Source organism: Nonomuraea roseoviolacea subsp. carminata, from assembly GCF_024172185.1.
GTDB classification, from domain to species: domain Bacteria; phylum Actinomycetota; class Actinomycetes; order Streptosporangiales; family Streptosporangiaceae; genus Nonomuraea; species Nonomuraea roseoviolacea.
This window is the reverse complement of sequence record NZ_JAMZEC010000001.1, coordinates 3986197-4004130: the sequence shown is the minus strand read 5'-3', so window position 1 is coordinate 4004130 and position 17934 is coordinate 3986197. Positions and strand designations below refer to the sequence as shown.

At 70.4% G+C, this 17934-nt stretch carries 16 protein-coding genes and 1 tRNA gene; 8 read left to right on the top strand and 9 right to left on the bottom strand.

Annotated elements, in window-relative coordinates; genetic code table 11:
- Positions 1 to 226: 226 nt before the first annotated feature.
- From HD595_RS18740 to HD595_RS18725, 4 genes are read left to right on the top strand one after another with little or no spacing between them, the layout of a single operon-like run.
- On the top strand, positions 227 to 1204 hold the full coding sequence (locus HD595_RS18740) for an ABC transporter permease (RefSeq protein ID WP_175590045.1): 978 nt from the start codon (positions 227 to 229) through the stop codon (positions 1202 to 1204).
- The gene (locus HD595_RS18735) at positions 1205 to 2044 is read left to right on the top strand and encodes an ABC transporter permease (RefSeq protein ID WP_253770748.1); all 840 of its coding nucleotides are present in this window, start codon (positions 1205 to 1207) and stop codon (positions 2042 to 2044) included. It abuts the gene before it with no gap.
- Positions 2041 to 4110 carry an ABC transporter ATP-binding protein gene (locus HD595_RS18730; protein ID WP_253770746.1) on the top strand — a complete coding sequence of 690 codons (2070 nt, stop codon included), beginning with the start codon at positions 2041 to 2043 and terminating at the stop codon, positions 4108 to 4110. The genes HD595_RS18735 and HD595_RS18730 overlap by 4 nt, the downstream gene beginning before the upstream one ends.
- Positions 4107 to 5816, top strand: a complete 1710-nt coding sequence (locus HD595_RS18725) for an ABC transporter family substrate-binding protein (RefSeq protein WP_253770743.1) — start codon at positions 4107 to 4109, stop codon at positions 5814 to 5816. The genes HD595_RS18730 and HD595_RS18725 overlap by 4 nt, the downstream gene beginning before the upstream one ends.
- Here HD595_RS18725 and HD595_RS18720 read toward each other — a convergent pair.
- On the bottom strand, positions 5806 to 6642 hold the full coding sequence (locus HD595_RS18720; RefSeq protein WP_253770741.1) for a MarR family transcriptional regulator: 837 nt from the start codon (positions 6640 to 6642) through the stop codon (positions 5806 to 5808). The two genes, HD595_RS18725 and HD595_RS18720, sit on opposite strands and share 11 nt — an antisense overlap.
- A 233-nt stretch (positions 6643 to 6875) precedes the next feature.
- Between HD595_RS18720 and HD595_RS18715 the strand changes: the two genes are divergently transcribed.
- Entirely contained in the window at positions 6876 to 7964 is a 1089-nt protein-coding gene (locus HD595_RS18715) for a serine hydrolase domain-containing protein (RefSeq protein ID WP_253770739.1), read from the top strand.
- Positions 7965 to 8140: 176 nt separating this feature from the next.
- Here HD595_RS18715 and HD595_RS18710 read toward each other — a convergent pair whose 3' ends face one another.
- The 8 genes from HD595_RS18710 to HD595_RS18675 form a co-directional block, all read right to left on the bottom strand.
- Positions 8141 to 9676: a serine hydrolase domain-containing protein gene (locus tag HD595_RS18710; protein ID WP_253770737.1), complete on the bottom strand. Its 1536-nt coding sequence runs from the start codon at positions 9674 to 9676 to the stop codon at positions 8141 to 8143.
- A gap of 159 nt (positions 9677 to 9835) precedes the next feature.
- Positions 9836 to 10606, bottom strand: a complete 771-nt coding sequence (locus HD595_RS18705) for a hypothetical protein (protein WP_253770735.1) — start codon at positions 10604 to 10606, stop codon at positions 9836 to 9838.
- A 163-nt stretch (positions 10607 to 10769) separates the two neighbouring features.
- On the bottom strand, positions 10770 to 11411 hold the full coding sequence (locus HD595_RS46790; protein WP_253770733.1) for a PepSY domain-containing protein: 642 nt from the start codon (positions 11409 to 11411) through the stop codon (positions 10770 to 10772).
- 99 nt (positions 11412 to 11510) lie between these two features.
- A tRNA-Thr gene (locus HD595_RS18695) sits at positions 11511 to 11587 on the bottom strand.
- 73 nt (positions 11588 to 11660) lie between these two features.
- Positions 11661 to 13127 carry an alpha/beta fold hydrolase gene (locus HD595_RS18690; protein WP_253770731.1) on the bottom strand — a complete coding sequence of 489 codons (1467 nt, stop codon included), beginning with the start codon at positions 13125 to 13127 and terminating at the stop codon, positions 11661 to 11663.
- A gap of 152 nt (positions 13128 to 13279) precedes the next feature.
- Positions 13280 to 14242, bottom strand: coding sequence for a CU044_5270 family protein (locus tag HD595_RS18685; protein WP_253770729.1), 963 nt, complete (start codon positions 14240 to 14242; stop codon positions 13280 to 13282).
- Complete coding sequence (locus HD595_RS18680) at positions 14239 to 14835, bottom strand: RNA polymerase sigma factor (RefSeq protein WP_253770726.1); 597 nt, start codon at positions 14833 to 14835, stop codon at positions 14239 to 14241. Before HD595_RS18680 ends, HD595_RS18685 begins: the two co-directional genes overlap by 4 nt.
- 192 nt (positions 14836 to 15027) lie before the next feature.
- Positions 15028 to 15558 (bottom strand): helix-turn-helix transcriptional regulator, encoded by a 531-nt coding sequence (locus HD595_RS18675; RefSeq protein ID WP_253770724.1) that lies wholly within the window; start codon positions 15556 to 15558, stop codon positions 15028 to 15030.
- A 105-nt stretch (positions 15559 to 15663) separates the two neighbouring features.
- Here HD595_RS18675 and HD595_RS18670 point away from each other — a divergent pair, with 105 nt between their 5' ends.
- The 3 genes from HD595_RS18670 (at position 15664) to HD595_RS18660 (ending at position 17877) form a co-directional block, all read left to right on the top strand.
- Positions 15664 to 16455, top strand: coding sequence for an SDR family NAD(P)-dependent oxidoreductase (locus HD595_RS18670; protein ID WP_253770722.1), 792 nt, complete (start codon positions 15664 to 15666; stop codon positions 16453 to 16455).
- Between the two features lie 34 nt (positions 16456 to 16489).
- The gene (locus tag HD595_RS18665; RefSeq protein ID WP_253770719.1) at positions 16490 to 17287 is read left to right on the top strand and encodes an SDR family NAD(P)-dependent oxidoreductase; all 798 of its coding nucleotides are present in this window, start codon (positions 16490 to 16492) and stop codon (positions 17285 to 17287) included.
- 140 nt (positions 17288 to 17427) lie between these two features.
- Positions 17428 to 17877 (top strand): hypothetical protein, encoded by a 450-nt coding sequence (locus tag HD595_RS18660; protein ID WP_253770716.1) that lies wholly within the window; start codon positions 17428 to 17430, stop codon positions 17875 to 17877.
- Positions 17878 to 17934 lie beyond the last annotated feature (57 nt).

Genomic DNA, 17934 nt, shown 5'->3' with positions numbered 1-17934 from the left:
GCATCACCCCAGCTCGAAGGGCTTTCCCGCGCAGGGAGATCATGTCGCGACTTTGTGTAGTGACCTGACTGTTATATCAACGCTTTGCTAGCTGCAAGGTTTGGATGGATATTCTGCGGCTTGCGTGTCGCCGTCACGTCAAGTGATTTTTGGCGACGCGACGGCTTTTCCTTGCGGGGGCCCTCCACCTCGGACTTCGACCCCCGTGCACGGTGTACGGAGGGAAATGGGCAAGTTCCTGCTCCGCCGGCTGGCAACCAATGTGATCTTGATTGCCCTGGCGGCCAGCCTGGCGTACATGCTCGCCGCCACGACGATGAATCCTCGTGGCGCGTACGAGGGTCGGCAGCCGCCGGTCGCCGAAGAGGTCATCGACGCCACCCTTGACGCCTACAACCTCAACGACAAGACGCCGGTCTTCGAGCGCTACCTGACCTGGGCCGGCGGCGTCGTGACCGGCGACTTCGGCAAGACGTGGAACGGCGGCTCGGTCAACGAGGAGATGGGCCGCCGGATCATGGTGAGCCTGCGGCTGCTGCTCATCGGCACGCTGCTCGGCTTCGCCCTGGGCGTCGCGGTCGGGGCCTACTCGGCCGTCCGGCAGTACCGGTTCAGCGACCGGGCCATCGGCGTCAGCTCGTTCGTGGTCATGGCGGTCCCGGTGTTCCTGCTGGCCACGCTGCTCGCCATCGCGACCTACAACCTGAACCGGGGGCTCGGCTTCACGCTGATCGAGTACACCGGCGAGTACAACCCGCGGCTGTCGGGCTGGGACCAGTTCCTCAACCGGCTGAACCACCTGATCCTGCCGACCATCTCGCTCACGCTCGGCTCGATCGCCTTCTACAGCCGCATCCAGCGCAACATGATGCTCGACGTGCTGAACCAGGACTTCGTCCGCACCGCCATGGCCAAGGGCCTGCGGCGCCGGACGGCGCTGTTCAAGCACGCGCTGCGCACGGCGCTGATCCCGTCGGCCACCTACTTCGCGTTCGCGTTCGGCACCATGCTCACCGGGGCGATCTTCACCGAGAAGATCTTCTCCTGGCACGGCATGGGCGCCTGGCTCGTCGACGCGATCAACCAGAACGACGTCAACTCCGTCGCCGCGGTGAGCCTGTTCACCGCCGTCTGCGTGCTGTTCGCCGCCTTCCTGTCGGACCTGCTGGTGGCGTCCCTCGATCCTCGGGTGCGGGTGAGCTAGGTGCGTTCCAAGGTCGTACTCGGGCGGCTCCTGCACAACCGGCAGGCCCGCTATGGCGGCATCGCCCTGATCCTGCTCATCGCGCTGGCCTACATCGGCCCCTACCTCGGCGCGTACGACTGGACGGACAAGGACTTCCTGGCCTTCCTGTCACCGCCCGACGCCGACCACTGGTGGGGCACCACATCGATCGGCCAGGACATGTACGCGGTGACGCTGCGCGGCATGCAGAAGTCGATCGTCATCGGCCTGCTGGTGGCGCTGTTCGCCACCGGCCTGGCCGCGCTGGTCGGCGCCTTCGCCGGATATTTCGGCGGCTGGGTGGACAAGGTGCTGATGTGGGGCGTGGACCTGCTCCTCGTCCTGCCCAGCTTCCTCATCATCGCGATCATCTCCCCCCGGCTGCGCGGCGCCTCGTGGCTGTGGTTCGTGGTGCTGCTGGCCGCGTTCGCCTGGATGATCACCTCCCGGGTCGTGCGCAGCATGACGCTGTCGCTGCGCGAGCGGGAGTACGTCCAGGCCGCGCTCTACATGGGCATCCCCCGCTGGAAGATCATCCTGCGGCACATCGTCCCCAACCTGTCCTCCCTGCTGATCATCGACGCCACGCTGAACGTCAGCGGCGCCGTCATCGGTGAGGCCGCGCTGTCGTTCTTCGGCTTCGGCATCCAGCCGCCCGACGTCTCGCTCGGCACCCTGATCGCCGAGGGTGCCCGGAACGCCACCGGCTACCCCTGGCTGTTCGCCTTCCCCGCCGGCCTGCTGGTGCTCCTCGTGCTGGCCATCAACCTGATCGGCGACGGACTGCGCGACGCGCTCGATCCCGGGAGCAACTCATGAGCATCTTGGAGGTCCGCGACCTCACCGTCACCTTCCCCGGCGGGATCCAGGCCGTGCGGGGCGTCAGCTACGACGTCGCCCAGGGCGAGGTGCTCGGCATCGTCGGCGAGTCCGGCTCCGGCAAGTCCGTGACCTCGCTGGCCATCATGGGCCTGCTCCCGCAGAACGCCGTGGTCAGCGGCTCGGTGAAGCTGCACGGCCAGGAGCTGCTGGGCATGGAGGAGGGTGAGCTCACCCGGGTCCGCGGCAAGGCGATCAGCATGATCTTCCAGGACCCGCTGTCGGCGTTCACCCCCGTCTACACGATCGGCGAGCAGATCGCCGAGGCCGTCCGCGTCCACCAGAAGGTCGGCAAGGACAAGGCCGCCAGGCGCGCCGTCGAGCTGCTCGACCTGGTCGGCATCCCGCACCCGGACGTGCGGGCCAAGGCGTTCCCGCACGAGTTCTCCGGCGGCATGCGCCAGCGCGCGATGATCGCGATGGCCATCGCCAACGACCCCGACCTGCTCATCTGCGACGAGCCCACCACCGCCCTGGACGTCACCATCCAGGCGCAGGTCCTGGAGGTGCTCAAGACCGCCCAGGCCGAGACCGGCGCCGGCATCGTGATGATCACGCATGACCTGGGCGTCATCGCCGGCATGGCCGACCGGGTGCTCGTCATGTACGCGGGCCGGCCCGTCGAGCAGGGCGTCGTGGACGACATCTACTACCGGCCGCGCATGCCGTACACGATGGGCCTGCTGGCCTCGATCCCCCGGGTCGACGGCGAGCAGGACACGCTCGTCCCCATCGAGGGCAACCCGCCGTCGCCGGCGGCGCTGCCGCCCGGCTGCCCGTTCGCGCCGCGCTGCCCGATGCACATCGACGCGTGCGACGACGAGGAGCCGCCGCTCACCCAGATCGGCGGCGGCCGGTACGTCGCCTGCATCCGCTCGCGCGAGATCGAGCACAAGGGCATGACCGGCGCCGACGTCTTCCCCGTGCCGGTCATCCCGCCGAGCGACGTGGCCCGCGTCCCGCGCGAGGAGCGCGAGACCGTGCTGGAGCTCGACAACCTCGTCCGGCACTACCCGCTGATGAAGGGCGCGGTGTTCAAGCGGCGCGTGGGCACGGTCCACGCCGTCGACGGCATCACGTTCGACATCGCCGAGGGCGAGACGCTGGCCCTCGTCGGCGAGTCGGGCTGCGGCAAGACGACCACGCTCCAGCAGATCATGCAGCTCACGCCCCCGCAGAGCGGCCGGGTCGTCGTGCTCGGCAAGGACAGCTCCCGGCTGGACAAGGCGGCCCGCAAGGCGCTGCGCGGCGACCTGCAGATCGTCTTCCAGGACCCGATGGCGGCGCTCGACCCGCGCATGCCGGTCGGCGACATCATCGCCGAGCCGCTGCGCGCCCACGGGCGCAAGAACGTGTCCCAGCGCGTGGCCGAGCTGCTCACGCTGGTCGGGCTGGCGCCCGAGCACGCCGAGCGCTACCCGCAGCAGTTCTCCGGCGGCCAGCGGCAGCGCATCGGCATCGCCCGCGCCCTCGCGCTGGAGCCCAAGCTCATCGTGCTGGACGAGCCGGTCTCCGCGCTCGACGTCTCCATCCAGGCGGGCGTCATCAACCTGCTGGAGGAGCTGAAGAACCGGCTCGGGCTGTCGTACCTGTTCGTGGCGCACGACCTGGCCGTGGTGCGGCACCTCGCCGACCGGGTCGCGGTCATGTACCTGGGGCGGATCGCCGAGATCGGCGCCGTCGAGAACGTCTACGACCGGCCGGCCCACCCCTACACGCAGGCGCTGCTCTCGGCGATCCCGCTGCCCGACCCGGAGATGGAGCGCAGCCGCAAGCGGATCCTGCTCGAAGGCGACCTGCCCAGTCCGGCCGATCCCCCATCGGGATGCCGGTTCCGTACCCGCTGCCCCAAGTTCGCCCGCCTGAGCGAGGCGGACAAGCGGCGGTGTGTGGACGAAGAGCCCTCGGTTGCCCGGCTCGCGCGCGCCAAGGATCACGGCGCCGCCTGCCACTACGCGGAGGAGATCGAGGTCATCACGGCCTCGGAACACCAGGAGGAACAGTGAAGGTTGGATACCGGGCGGCGGCGGGAATCGCACTCCTCGCCATGGCCGTCGCGGCCTGCGGCGGCGGTGGCGGCGAGGCGAAGAAGCCGAGCGCCGAGCAGTCCCAGCAGGCGCAGAAGCAGATGTCCGAGACCCCGGCCATCAGCATCAACCCGGTCCCGTACGAGCAGGTCAAGGACGGCGGCACCCTGACCCTCGCGGTCGGCCAGTGGCCGACCCAGTGGAACGGCAACCACGTCGACGGCAACCAGGCCGACACGGCCGACATGCTCGACCCGATCATGCCGCAGCTGATGGTGTCCGACTCCGAGGCGAACTTCACGCCGAACCCGGACTACCTGACCGACGTGAAGATGGACACGTCCTCCGGCAAGCAGGTCGTCACCTGGACCCTCAACGACAAGGCCACGTGGTCCGACGGCACCCCGATGACGTGGAAAGACGTCGAGGGCATGTGGAAGGCCAACAACGGCAAGAACAAGAAGTACAAGCCGGCCTCCACCGACGGCTGGGACCGGATCGAGTCGGTCACCAAGGGCTCCTCGGACAAGGTCGCCGTCATGACCTTCGCCAAGCAGTACCCGGACTGGAAGGGCCTGCTCTCGCGCTCGCCGCACTTCTACCCCGCCTCGGCGAACGAGACGCCGGAGGCCGAGGAGAAGAACTACCTGCAGAAGATCCCGATCACCGCCGGGCCCTTCAAGGTGGAGAAGATCGACGAGGCCACCAAGACCCTCACCGTCGTGCGTGACGACAAGTGGTGGGGCAAGAAGGCCAAGCTCGACAAGATCATCTTCCGGACCATCGAGACGCCCGCCGCGCAGGTCAACGCCTTCGCCAACGGCGAGCTCGACGGCGTGGAGGTCCCGCCGGGCAGCCCCGCCGACCTCAAGCGGGCCAAGGAAGTCCCGAACGTGGACATCCGCAAGGCGCTCAGCCCGAACTGGCGGCACATCACGGTCAACAACCAGAGCCCGTTCCTGAAGGACAAGTCGGTCCGCCAGGCCGTCGAGTACGCGATCAACCGTGACGTGATCACGCAGTCCGACCTGAAGGACATGGACTGGCCGCTGCAGACGCTCGGCAACCACGTCTTCATGAACAACCACAAGGGCTACGTCGACAACTCCGGCGACCTCGGCAAGTACAACCTGCCCAAGGCCAAGGAGCTGCTCGACGCGGCCGGCTGGAAGCAGGAGGGCGACTACCGCAAGAAGGACGGCAAGGAGTTCGCGCTGAGCTTCACCGTCCCGGCGGGCCTGCCGTACGCCAAGACCGAGGGCGAGCTCACCCAGGCCATGCTCAAGGAGGCCGGGATCAAGCTGACGATCCGCCCGGTCCCCGATGACAAGTTCTTCACGGACTACATCATCAAGGGCGACTTCGACCTGGTTCCGTTCTCGTGGATCGGCACGCCGCTGCCGATGGGCTCCCTGCCGCAGATCTACAAGACCGGCTCCGAGAGCAACTTCCCGAAGGGCAGCGACCCGGCGCTCGACGCCGCGATCGACGCCGCGGTCAGCGAGATGGACCCGGCCAAGGCCATCGAGAAGGCCAACGCCGCCGACAAGCTGATCTGGGACATGGTGCACACGATCCCGCTGTACCAGCGCCCCGACATCCAGGCGACCAAGAAGACGCTGGCGAACTGGGGCGCCAAGGGCTACCAGTCGCTGGACTACGCGATCGTCGGCTTCACCGGCTGATCCACGCCTCCCTGATCCCGTCTCCCGACGGGATCGCCGACGACCCCCGGCCCGCTTCGGCGGCCGGGGGTCGTCCCTTTTCGCCCATGAGAAGCGGCTCGCCCACGAGAAACGGCTCACTCACGAGGAGCGGCCTCCAGCGCTCGGTCAGCTGGAGGAGGTCGTGGCTGAGGTGGCGGTGGATCCGGCTCATGTCCTCCAGCCGGGCGCCGCCGGGTGTGGCCGGTCCGAGGACGCCTACTCCCCGCTCCGCGAGGTCGGCCAGCTCGGCGCTCACCCTGGCGCTGGCCAGCAACGCCCGATACCAGGCCCCGTTGTCGCAGACGTAGCGCTCGCGCCGCCGCCGCGGGTCACGCTCGCGCCGGATCAGCTCCTGCTCCTCCAGATAGCCGACGGCCTTGGAGATCGAGGCCGGGCTGACCCGCAGCCGCTGGACCAGCTCGGCCGAGGTGAGACTGCCGCTGTCGCTCGTGTACAGGCAGGCCAGCACCCCGGCCATCATCCGCGGCAGCCCGGTGGTGGCGAGCAGCGCGGTGAGGCCGCGCAGGAGCTCGTCCACCGCTTCGGGGTCGCGCCCGTGCGCCGCGGCCGGGACTCGCGCAGGCCGCGCGGGGACACCCGGCTTGCGCCGCCGGGCGCGCCGCTCGGTGGCCAGGTGGGCCCGGTCGGGCTGGTAGCCGGAGGGGCCGCCGTTGCGGGCGATCTCGCGGGTGACGGTCGAGGTGGGCCGCCGCAGGCTTCGGGCGATCTCGGAGTAGCTGAGCCCCTCGGCCAGCCCGGCCGCGATGCGCCTGCGTTCCGGCTGGGTGAGCCTGCCGCCAGGCATGCGCGCCGCCTCCTTCCCTCGTACGGGTGGTGGGACGCCGTCAGTATGCATTCACCGCCATCTCATTGCAACACATCTTTGCGTTAACCGACAACCTCATTGCAAGAATTATCTACTGCATGAGCTGCCTATACGCGCTTTACGGATGCCATCGAACATTGAAGCGGCGAGAAACGCAATGTAGCTTTCACGTGTTCGGGAAAATGATCGGCGATCGCAGGGAGCTGCTTGTCATGGCCACCACCTTCCCCCGTCCCACCGTCCAGCAGGCGCTCGACCGAGCCGTGACCGAGCGCCGCCTGCCCGGCATCCTCGCGATCGTCCGCGACGGCGAGGACGCCCGGTTCGGCACCGCCGGCGTCGCCGACACCGGCACCGGCGAGCGGCGCCGGCCCGAGGAACGCTTCCGCGTCGGCAGCATCACCAAGACCTTCACGGCCACGGTCGTGCTGCAACTGGCCGCCGAGGACAAGCTGAGCCTCGACGACACGGTCGACGCCTGGCTGCCCGGCCTGGTGAGCGGCAACGGGCACGACGGCCGCGCCATCACCGTCAGGCAACTGCTCAACATGACGAGCGGCATCAGCAACTACTCCCTCGACCCGGACATGCTGCGCCGCTACTACGGCCCGGCCTTCCTCAAGCACCGCTACGACCACCACACCCCCGAGCAACTGGTGCGGACCGCCATGTCCCACGCTCCCGACTTCGCGCCCGGCCAGGGCTGGACCTACACCAACACCGGCTACGTCCTCGCCGGCATGATCATCGAGCGGGTGACCGGCGAGACGTTCGCCGAGCAGGTCTCGCGCCGCGTCGTCCGCCCCCTCGGCCTGACCGGGACGTACGTGCCCGGCGACGAGGTGGGGATCCACGGCCCGCACGCCCGCCACTACTCCACGAACTACGCTCCCGACGCCGACGCCGAGGTACACGACGTCACCGACATGAACGTCTCCGTCGGCTGGGCCGCCGGTGGCATGGTGTCCCACGCCGCCGACCTCGACCGCTTCTTCACCGCCCTGCTCAAGGGCGAGCTCCTGCCGCGGGCGCAGCACGAGGAGATGTTCGCCGCCGAGCCCACCCCCGAGGGCAAGTGGATCCCCGGCACGCCCGCCTACGGCCTCGGCATGTCCTCGCTGCGGCTGCCCGGCGGCCGGACGGTCTGGGGCATGGGCGGCGCCATCAACGGCTCGTTCTCCTTCGCGTACGGCACGCGCGACGGGGAGCGCATGGTCGTCCAGAACGTCAACGGCGACTGGAACGATCCGATCAGCCTGTTCATGGGGGTGCTGGAGGCCGAGTTCGGCCCTGCCGACTGAGCCACGCTCACAGCTCGGAACCCTGGTGGACACGCCTCCAGAGAGCCCCGCGCCGGACACTTCACCTGCTGAAGCAGCACAGTGGAGAGGTGCGGAGCTTGGCCCTCGGCCCCGGCGGCGACGTGCTGCCGAGCACGGGCAAGGGAAGACAGGACGCCGGTTCGACAAATGGCGCCTCACGCCTGGAAGGGCGCTGTCGGTTCGGCCACGCCGACGCCGGGCTCCTGTCGCACATGCGGGCGGCGGGCGCGGACGGTGTGGACGGTGCGGGCGACGATGACGGCGGTGGCGGCCAGCGCGGCGGTGGCGGCCCAGACGTAGAGCGCGAACCAGACGTACGTGATCATCTCCATCGTGCCGACCCTGTTCATCAGGAGGCCGATCAGGTCCGCGAGGCCGGCGAAGAGGGCGATCGGCAGCACGTACGGGACCAGGCGGGCGATCAGCCGCCACACGGGGCGACCCGCGCGGCGGCGGGCCCAGCGGCGGGCGCGCAGCACTCCGAGGACGCCCAGTCCGAGGTTGAGCAGGGACAGACCGGCGAGCCAGGGGTCGGCGGACATGGTGAAGGGTGCCGCGCCGGCGTCGGGGCGGCCTTCGATGATGTCGATCAGGCCGTCGGTGATGAGGAGCGCGTCGTCGCCGGAGATCATCCCGGTGTCGGTGACGACGGCGATGCCGTACCCGCTCTGGGGCAGCAGGGTCTGGGCGGAGTTGTGGGTGAGCAGCCAGCCGGTGTGCTGGAGCTCGGGCGCTCCGCCGGCGGTCTTCCCGGCCTGCCAGCCCATGCCGTACGTGCTGCCGCCCACGCCGGACGGGGTCTGGGCGGTCTTCACGGTTCGCTCGGGAAAGGCGCGGCTGGAGCCGTTCTGCGCGATGAGCCACTTCGCCAGGTCGGCGGCGGTGCTGACGACGCCGGCGCTGCCGTTGACGAACCACTTCGGGTGTCCGCGCTCCAGCACCCGGCCGTACGCGCGGATGTAGCCGGCGGCCCCGCCGGGGTGGTCGCGGGTGGTGTTCACGGTGGTGGTGGACGTCATCCCGAGCGGGCGGAACACGCTGGCGGCCAGGTAGTCGCCGAACGGCATCCCGGTCACCACTTCGGTCAGCCGGGCCGCGACGGCGTAGTTGGGGTTGTGGTAGGCCATCTTGGTGCCCGGGTCGGTGGCGAGCGGGGCGGTCCGCAGCATCGCGACGGCGTCCTTGAGGGTGTCCGGCGCGGGGAGGGTCAGCTCGGGGAAGGTCCGGTCGCTCATGCCCGAGGTCTGCTGGAGGAGCTGCCGCACCGTGATCTTCCCGGCGCGGGGGTCGGCCATGGTGAACTCCGGCAGGTAGCTCCGGACGGGCTCGTCCAGGCTGATCTTGTGCTGGTCGGCGAGTCGCAGCACCGCCAGGGCGGTGAACGACTTGGAGAGCGAGGCGAGCGGCATCGGGGTGTCCTTGGTGATCGCCTGGCCGTCGGCCGTGTGGCCGTAGCCCGCGACTTGGACGACCTGATCGCCCTTGGTGACCGCGACCAGCGCGCCGGGCAGGCCGGTCCGCTGGGCGTAGTCTCGCATGTAGGCGTCGATGGTGGCGGCGGTCAGCTCGCCGGCCTTCGGCGCGTTCGACCCATGGGGTGTCTTCGGGGAGGCGGTCGCGGCTGTCGCGCCTGTCAGCAGCAACGCCCCTGTCAGAACGGCGATGGCGGCGCTCTTTCCGGTCTTCATCATGGTTCCTCAAGCTGTTCGTTCGTCGGCGTACGAACGCTAGAAGCCGGTGAGGCGGCCGGGCAGCGCCCGATCGGCAGGCTCTGACCATGACTTTCGTCAGGTATCGGGCGCTCTCGGTGTTCTGCGCCATCGTCCCGTGAGGCGAGTCCGGTGTGGACGTCAGGACTGACGCGGCCCCGCCAGGAGCTCGCCGGCCTGGACGACCGCGAACTCCACCTGGCTCTGGCCCTCCTCCCAGTTGGCGATCAGCCTGCAACCCTCGTCGGCGAGCAGGTCGCCGCCCGACCGCTCGGTTCGCAGGTACATCAGCCCCTCCTCGCCTTCGGTGCAGAAGTAGCTCAGGTGGGCGAACAGCTCGGGCGGCGTGAGGTCGGCCAGCGCCTCCCGCCACTCCTCGGCCGCCTCCGCCTCAAGGGGAAGGAGGCTTTCGGGGCCCGTGCCGAGCGCGGTGGCGACCCGCATCGCGTCGAAGAGGGTGCCGTCCGAGACGAGCCGCGGGTAGCAGGCGGTCCAGGTGTCGCGCAGATCGGACGCGGTGAGGTCGTACCGTGCCAGCAGGGGAACCAGGTCGCCGCCCAGGACGAGCCGGCCCGAGAAGCACGCCGCCGCGAGATCCGCCTCGAACGCCGGCGGCAGCCCGGCCTTGTCGAACTCGAAGACCGACCGGCTCGCGTCGAACGCCGGCAACGGATCGTCCAGGTCGAAGACCGGGTAGTCCCAGACGACCGGCTCGGCGCCGCCGAGGGCGGCCGCGTTCACCCAGGCGGTGTCCCGCGTGAAGCCGAGCTCGTTGATGAGGTCGCCGCCGAAGAACGTCGCGTAGACGGCGTCGGCGTCGAAACTCGTCAGCGGGCGGCCGAGCAGGATCTCGAAGGCGCCGGTCAGCTGCGCTCGCCACGAGCCCGAGATGTTCGAAGAAGCGGAGTTCATGCCCGGGACCATATAGGCCGGCTCCGTCATTCCGGGCCGGGTCGCGCCAGGTGGGCCGGGCCGGAGACGGGTCTGGTCGGGCCAGGTCGGGTCGGGTCGGTCGCGAGCAGGTCGGCACGTCGGCCACCCAGAATGGCGCCGCGCAGAGGCGAGTGCAGCCTCACTAGCCGGTCTTGGTCACGGTGCCGGTCTTGGCGTCGACCTTGACCCCGTGCCACGCCCCGTCCGAGGTGATGACATCGGCGTCCCAGACGAGGAGGTTGTCGCCGTACCTGTCCAAGCTCATGTGGAGGATCTTGCCTTGCGGCACCGCGGTCGACACCTTCTCCGCCGCGTCCTTGAAGGTGAGCTCGGCGTCCTTGACGATGCCCATGACCCTGGCCTTCTCCCCTTCGCCGGTGTCCTTGACCCTGACCGCCGAGACCTTGCCCGACGTGTCCACCTCCAGCAGCCGCTCTGTGCCGTCGGATGCGGCCAGCTGCACCTCCCAGATCCGGCCGCCGTTCTCTGACTGGATCGAGAGGACCTTGGAGCCCTCGACGGCGTTCATGGCGGCGGCGCTCGCCCTCTCGCCGGCCGTATCACCGGACTGCTGACCGGAGTCGCCGCTGGGCTCGGCGAGCGGCGCCGACGATGACATGAGGCCGGCCACAGCGTCTCCCGCGGGCGGCGCCTCGACAGCACTGGGCTGAATCCGAGCTTCCCCACAGGCCGCGGCCGCGAGCAGGGCCGAGCCGGCGAAAATGGTGCCGATGATGGTCTTTGTCCGTCTTCTGCCATTCATACCGATGACGCTGCCCGGCACTCACTAAAGGCACGCCCGGAACTCGGGCAACAGGATTCCGCTGGACCGGGCCATGCAACGTCAAAGGCCCTCCCGGATCGTCCGAGAGGGCCTTTGCGCTGGAGCCGCCTTGGGGATTCGAACCCCAGACCCCTTCATTACGAGTGAAGTGCTCTGGCCGACTGAGCTAAGGCGGCGTGCCGTGCGGCGTGACCGAGTCTACAGGAGCCCAAGGGGTTCTCGCTCCCGCCCGCCCCCGATCTTCCCGCGCTACGGGCAGGTGGCGCCGTTCTTCGGCGGGGCGCCGGTGACGAGGTAGCGGTCCACGGCCGTGTCCACGCAGGTGTCGCCGCTGTTGTAGGCCGTGTGCCCGTCGCCGTCGTACGTCAGCAGGACCCCCGACTCCAGTTCGCCGGCGAGGGAGCGGGCCCAGGCGTACGGGGTCGCCGGGTCGCGGGTCGTGCCGACGACGAGGATCGGGGGTGCGCCTTTCGCCGTGAGCGGGTGGTTCTGGAAGGTGGGGCGGGCCGGCCAGTAGGCGCACGGCAGGGAGCTCCAGGCGATGTACGGGCCGAAGCGGGGCGCCGTGCGGGACAGGTCGGCGGCGGCCCGCTCGTACGCGGCGACGTCCTTCGGGTAGACGCCGTCGACGCAGTTGACGGCCATGTTGGCCTCGGTCTGGTTCGAGTAGCCGTCGAATGCGCGGTCCACGAGCGTGTCGGCGTTGTGCAGCAGCATCGTGCCGTCGCCCTTGAACGCCTGGGTCAGCGCCTCGGTGAGCATCGGCCAGCCGCCGCGGTCGTAGAGCGGGGTCAGCGCGCCGAGCAGGGCCAGCGGCTCGGTGACCACGCGGTCCCCCGCGTCTCCTCCGGCTCCGGCGGGCAGGGGGTGCCGGTCCGTACGGCGCAGCAGCTCCGTGAGCTCCTCCAGGGCGCCGTCGGCGTCGCGGCTGCGGAACGGGCAGTCGCCGCGGGCGAGGCAGTCGTCCACGTACGCCCGGAACGCCACCTCGAACCCGGCCGCCTGGTCCGCGTTGAACCGGAACCTCGACAGCGCCGGGTCGACGGCCCCGTCGAGCACGAGCGCCCGCGTACGCCCCGGGAACAGGTCGGCGTAGACCGCCCCCAGGAAGGTGCCGTAGGACTTGCCGAGATAGGTCAGCTTCCGGTCGCCCAGCGCCTCGCGCAGCGCGTCCATGTCGCGGGCCGCGTCGACCGTTCCCACGTGCCGCAGCAGCTTGCCCGCGTGCGCCGCGCAGCCCTGGGCGAACTCGCGTGACCCGCGCTCCAGCGCCGCCCGCTCGGCCGCGTCGTCCGGGGTGGCGTCCAGCGCCAGGAACGCGTCGAGGCGCCGGTCGTCCAGGCAGTCGACCGGCGCGGACTCCCCCACGCCGCGCGGGTCGAATCCGACGATGTCGAACCGCGCCCGCACGCCAGGGCTCACCACCGCCTGCGCCGCCCGCGCGTACGCCACGCCGGAGCCGCCGGGACCGCCCGGGTTGAGGAGGAGTGACCCGATACGGTCGCCGGTGGCGGGCAGCCGGATGACGCTGATCCGGATCCGCTCGCCGTCCGGGACGTCGTGGTCGAGCGGCACCGCCAGCTTCGCGCACTGGAACCCGTCCCCGCAGTCCGTCCAGGCCAGAGCCCCGGTCGCGGACAGCGGCCGCTCGTCGCGGACGCAGCCGGCGGCCAGCAGCGCGACCGCGACGAGGACGGTCAGGGCACGGAACCACATGGGTGGGGATCCTACGCCCCGTCACCCGGCCTCCCGCGGCGCCGCACGGTCGCCTGTGGACACCGACGGGCGCCTGTGGACAACGCCCCGCGGGCCCCTGTTGCCGCGGGGCTTGTCCTGGGCGCGGCCCGGATCGCCGGGAGGCGAGGCGGTCAGGAGGACGGGATGTCGCCGGGCTTGTCGACGACGCCGGAGGCCAGGACCCACAGGGCGCTCTTGTGGGAGTCGGTCACGGTCATCGCACCGAGGTAGTCGTAGTCCTCGGCGTCCAGGATCGTGTACATCTTGCCGGCCTCCCCGAGGTCCAGGACGACGCCGATGCCCTTGCGTCCCTGCGGTGTGGCCACGTTCTCCTCGATCGCGACGTTCGGGATCTTGGCCATCGCCCGGTACATCGCCGCCGCCTTGGCCGGTGGGATCACCGGCCCGGCCTCCAGGTACCACTGGATGGCCCCGTACGCCTTCACGTCCTCCTCGGTGCCCGCCGGGCACCCCGGCGGGCAGAACGAGAGGGCGGCACGACTCTGCTTGAGGCCGCGCAGGTGCGCCAGCAGCGCGTCCGGGTCGTCGGGGAACGCGTCGAGCTCCTGCTGCGTCTTCAGCGGGTACGTCGGCCCCTTCTCGTGGCCCATCTTGATCTTGCCGCCGTTCTCACGCAGGGCGTCCTGGGTCCCGTCCATCCGCATCCACATCTCGAACGTGGGCCCCGGCGTGTCGGGCTGGCTTACCTTCTGGTACGTCCACTGGTCCGGCCGGACCTCCTGCATCTTGGACTTCTCGGCCACGAGCGCGATGTTCTCCAGCACGGCGGCGGCGCTCGGCTGCTGCGAGCGGGCCAGGGGCGCGGACGCCTGGATCCGCTGGGACGGCACGGCGCCGGTCCGGTCCGGCCCCGTCACGGCCGTGGTCACGACGCCGGCGACCAGGGCCGTGCCGAGCGCGCCGGCCAGAGCGATCCCCCAGCGCGCGCGGGGCCTCGACAGCCTGGCACGGGCCGGGGCGGGAGCGTCCGATCCGGTCCGGATCTCGGCGAGCAGCCGGTTCTCCTCGGCCCGCAGCTCGGTCTGCGGCGGCACCTCGTCGCGCAGGCGGTTGAGCAGGGACATCTCGTTCATGAACGGAACTCCTCGGTCACAGCGGTCGGGTCGATGTCGCCGAGAGCCCGGCGCAGCTTCTTACGGGCCCGGTTCACCCGGGAACGCACGGTTCCCACGGCCACACCGAGCGACAGGGCGGCCTGCTCGTAGGTCAGCTCACCCCACGTGACCAGCAGCAACGCGTCCCGGTGTCCGGTCGGCAGGCCCGCGAGGGCCGCGGCCAGCCGGCCGCGCGCCCCGCCGGCCGCGACCCGCTGGTCGATCCGGTCGGTGAACGGCTCCGTGACGGGGTCCACGCCCGTCCGGCTCAGCACCTTGTACTGGCCGATCTCGTGACGGCGGTGCCGGCCGATCAGGTTCGTCGCGATGCCGTACAGCCACGGCCGGGCGTCGGCGCGGGTCAGGTCGTAGCTCGCGCGCTGCTGGAACGCGGCCACGAACGTCTCCGCCACGACGTCCTCGGCCGCCTCCAGGCCCAGCCGGCGGACGACGTACCGCTTGATCGCGGGGGCGTGGCGGGTGAAGAGGGCGGCGAAGTGCTCGGGGTCGTGCCGGGATCGCGCGATCACGGAGGCGTCGTCGGACGGCTCCGGCTCCAGTATCGGGATCACCGCGGCATCATGGGTCGATCCGGGCGCCCGGTCGGGCGTCAGCCGGCTCTGTTGTCGCATCTGGTTGCCTTTCGGTGTCGGCAATGACTCCTGTGATTGCCGTGGGACCGAGGCGTGGTTCCCAGTCGACGCCGATCTCTTCGAGAAGCCGGGCGGGGGCGCCCGCCGTCCAGCGATCAGGTGCCCGTGGCCTCAGGGCTTGGCGGGCGGCACCGTCCTGGCCCATTCGGCCCAGCCGGCCAGGGCCTCGTACATGCGGACGCCGGCCTCGATGGCCACGCGCATCGACTGCGTCCGCGGGCTGTGGCCGAATTCGCCGCGGTCCTTCCGCTCGGCGTAGGACTGGTAGCGCCGGGCCATCGAGGCGAAGAACTCCTGCTCCCGGACCAGGTGATCGCTGAGCTGCTCGGGTGTCATCAGCCAGAAGAAGAACGAGCGCAGCAGCGGTTCCAGCCGCATGGTGTGGTCGACCTCGTCCTCGGCCAGCCAGGTCCGGACGGCCGCCAGCCCGTCCTCGGTGATCCGGTAGGCCTTGCGCCCCCGCGGCCCGTAGCTGTCCACCTCGATGAGGCCGTCCGCGGTCAACCGGCCCAGCTCGGCGTAGATCTTGGGGTGCTGCGCGGGCCACACCGGGCCGAGCACCTCCTCGAACCGCCTGGTCAGGTCGTAGCCGCTGGCGGGCCCCTCCGCGAGCAACCCGAGCAGCCCGTATCGCAGCGACATCCGCCGCCTCCCTTCCTCGTGGACATATTGACATGTCCCACAGGCCAGGTGCATGCTCCTCATGTTCCTAAGTACATGTCCCCTAGAACACGTGAGGGATCCACCATGAGATCTGTTCTCATCACCGGGGCCAACGGCGGGGTCGGCCGGGCGCTGTCCGAACGGCTGGCCGCGCGGGGCTTCACCGTCCACGCCTGCGGCCGCGGCGCGGAGCTGGACATGGACGTCACCGACCCCGCCAGTGTGGAGCGCGTGGCCGAGCAGGTCGCGGCCGACGTGGCCGCCGACGGACTGCACGCCGTGATCAACAACGCCGGGGTCATCGTGCAGGGCCCCCTGGAGCTGGTCCCCGAGGCCGAGCTGCGCCGGCAGTTCGAGGTCAACGTGTACGGGCCGGCCAACGTCATGCGGGCCTTCCTGCCGCTGCTGCGCAAGGGCAAGGGCCGCATCGTCAACATCAGCGCCCCCACCGCCCGTACGGCGATCCCCTTCCTCGCCCCCATCTCCGCGAGCAAGGCGGCGCTCGAGTCGCTGTCCGACGCCGCCCGGATCGAGCTGGCGCCCTGGGACATCCCCGTGGTCCTCATCCAGCCGGGCGCGATGGCCACCCCCATCTTCGACAAGGCGGGCGCCGCCGCCAGGACCGCGCTCGCCCAGGCCCCCGCCGAACGCAGGACGCTGTACGGCAAGCAGCTCGAAGCCCTGGACAAGATGCTGGCCGGTCAACGGCTCAGCCCGGTCACCGCGGTCGTCGACGCCATCGTGCGCGCGGTCGAAGCCAGGCGGCCACGCCCCCGCTACGTGGTGGGCGCCGACGCCCGTGCGCTGGTCCTGCTGTCGCGCCTGCCCACCCGGCTCCGCGACAGGCTGCTGACCAGGACCCTGGGGCTGGCATGAAGCGCGTCGTGCTGACCGGGCCCCTGGGGCTGGCATGAAGCGCGTCGTGCTGACCGGGGCCACCTCCGGCATCGGCCGCGAGGTCGCCGTCCAACTGGCCGCCCAGGGACATCACCTGATCCTGTCCGGGCGCGACGGGCGCCGCGGCGAGGAGCTCGCGCGCACGCTGGACAACGCCAGGTTCGTCCAGGCCGACCTGTCCACCCGCGACGGGATCGGCAAACTCGCCGCCTCGGTGGACGCGGTCGACGTGCTCGTCAACAACGCCGGGATCATGGCGCCGCAGCGGCAGGCCACGTCCGAGGGCGTCGAGCTGAACTTCGCCGTGCACCACCTGGCTCCCTACTCCCTGACAGCCGCGCTGGCGGTCGAGAACCTCAGAGTCGTCAACGTCAACTCCGAGGGGCATCGCGCGCCCATGATGGGCTCGGGGCCCGTCGAGCTCGACTTCGACGACCTGCAGAGCGAGCGGTCCTACGATCCGTTCCTCGCCTACAGCCGGTCCAAGCTGGCGAACCTGCTCTTCACGTACGAACTGCAACGGCGCAGGCCCGACATGACCGTCGTCGCCCTGCACCCCGGCCTGGTGAAGACCAATCTGGGCCGCCAGTTCCCGCGCCTGCGGGTCGCCCTGGTCACCGCCATGGGGCTGTCCGCCCGGCGCGGCGCCGAACCGGTGACCGCCCTGGCCGTCGACGCGGACGTGCGAGCGGGCCAGTACTACAACCGGCACGAACCGGTCAGGTCCTCGGCGGCCTCGTACGACACGGCCACGGCACGGCGGCTGTGGGAGGTGACCGAACGGCTGCGCGGCCCCTTCGCCGACCTCTAGAGCCTGTCCCGCGCGACCTCCCTCCTCAGCGCCTCGTACGCGCCGTCTCTTGTACGCCGTGCCCCGAATATGCGTCGCACGTCCAGGCCGCCTCCGTGCAGACTGCTCCCTGAGGTCCAGCACTGACAGGGGTGGTCGGCATGGGTACGAGGTTGCGGACGTTGTCCACAGGCGGCCGTGAGTTCGTGTGGACGGCCGACATCCGGCACGTGTCCGGCTCCGGGGACTGCCACCGATGCGTCCGGCTGCGGGTGTGGGGCTCCGGGAAGAACGGCCGTGCCCTGCAGGCCGACCTGCTGTCCAACGGCCTCGCCCCGTGGGGGTGCGCGACCGACAACTCCTACCCGCTTCCGTCCGACGTGCGCGCGGTCATCGAACGCGGCCTGGCGGCCGGCTGGGACCCGGACGCCCGGGGCGGGACGTTCCTGCTGACCGAGCGCGAGCACGCGCCGGACTGGGAACTGCCCGGCTTCCTGCTGACCGACCGCCTCCAGGACCCCGAAGCGCCGGACCCGACCGAACGCGTGGTGCGAGCTTCGAACAGCGGAGAGGCGACGCGCAGGAGGAGTGACGGGCGTCCCCCACCGTGAGACGGCATCGGGGTGGGGACCGAGCGTCCGGCCCGGCCCGGTCTCGCGTCCTGGGGA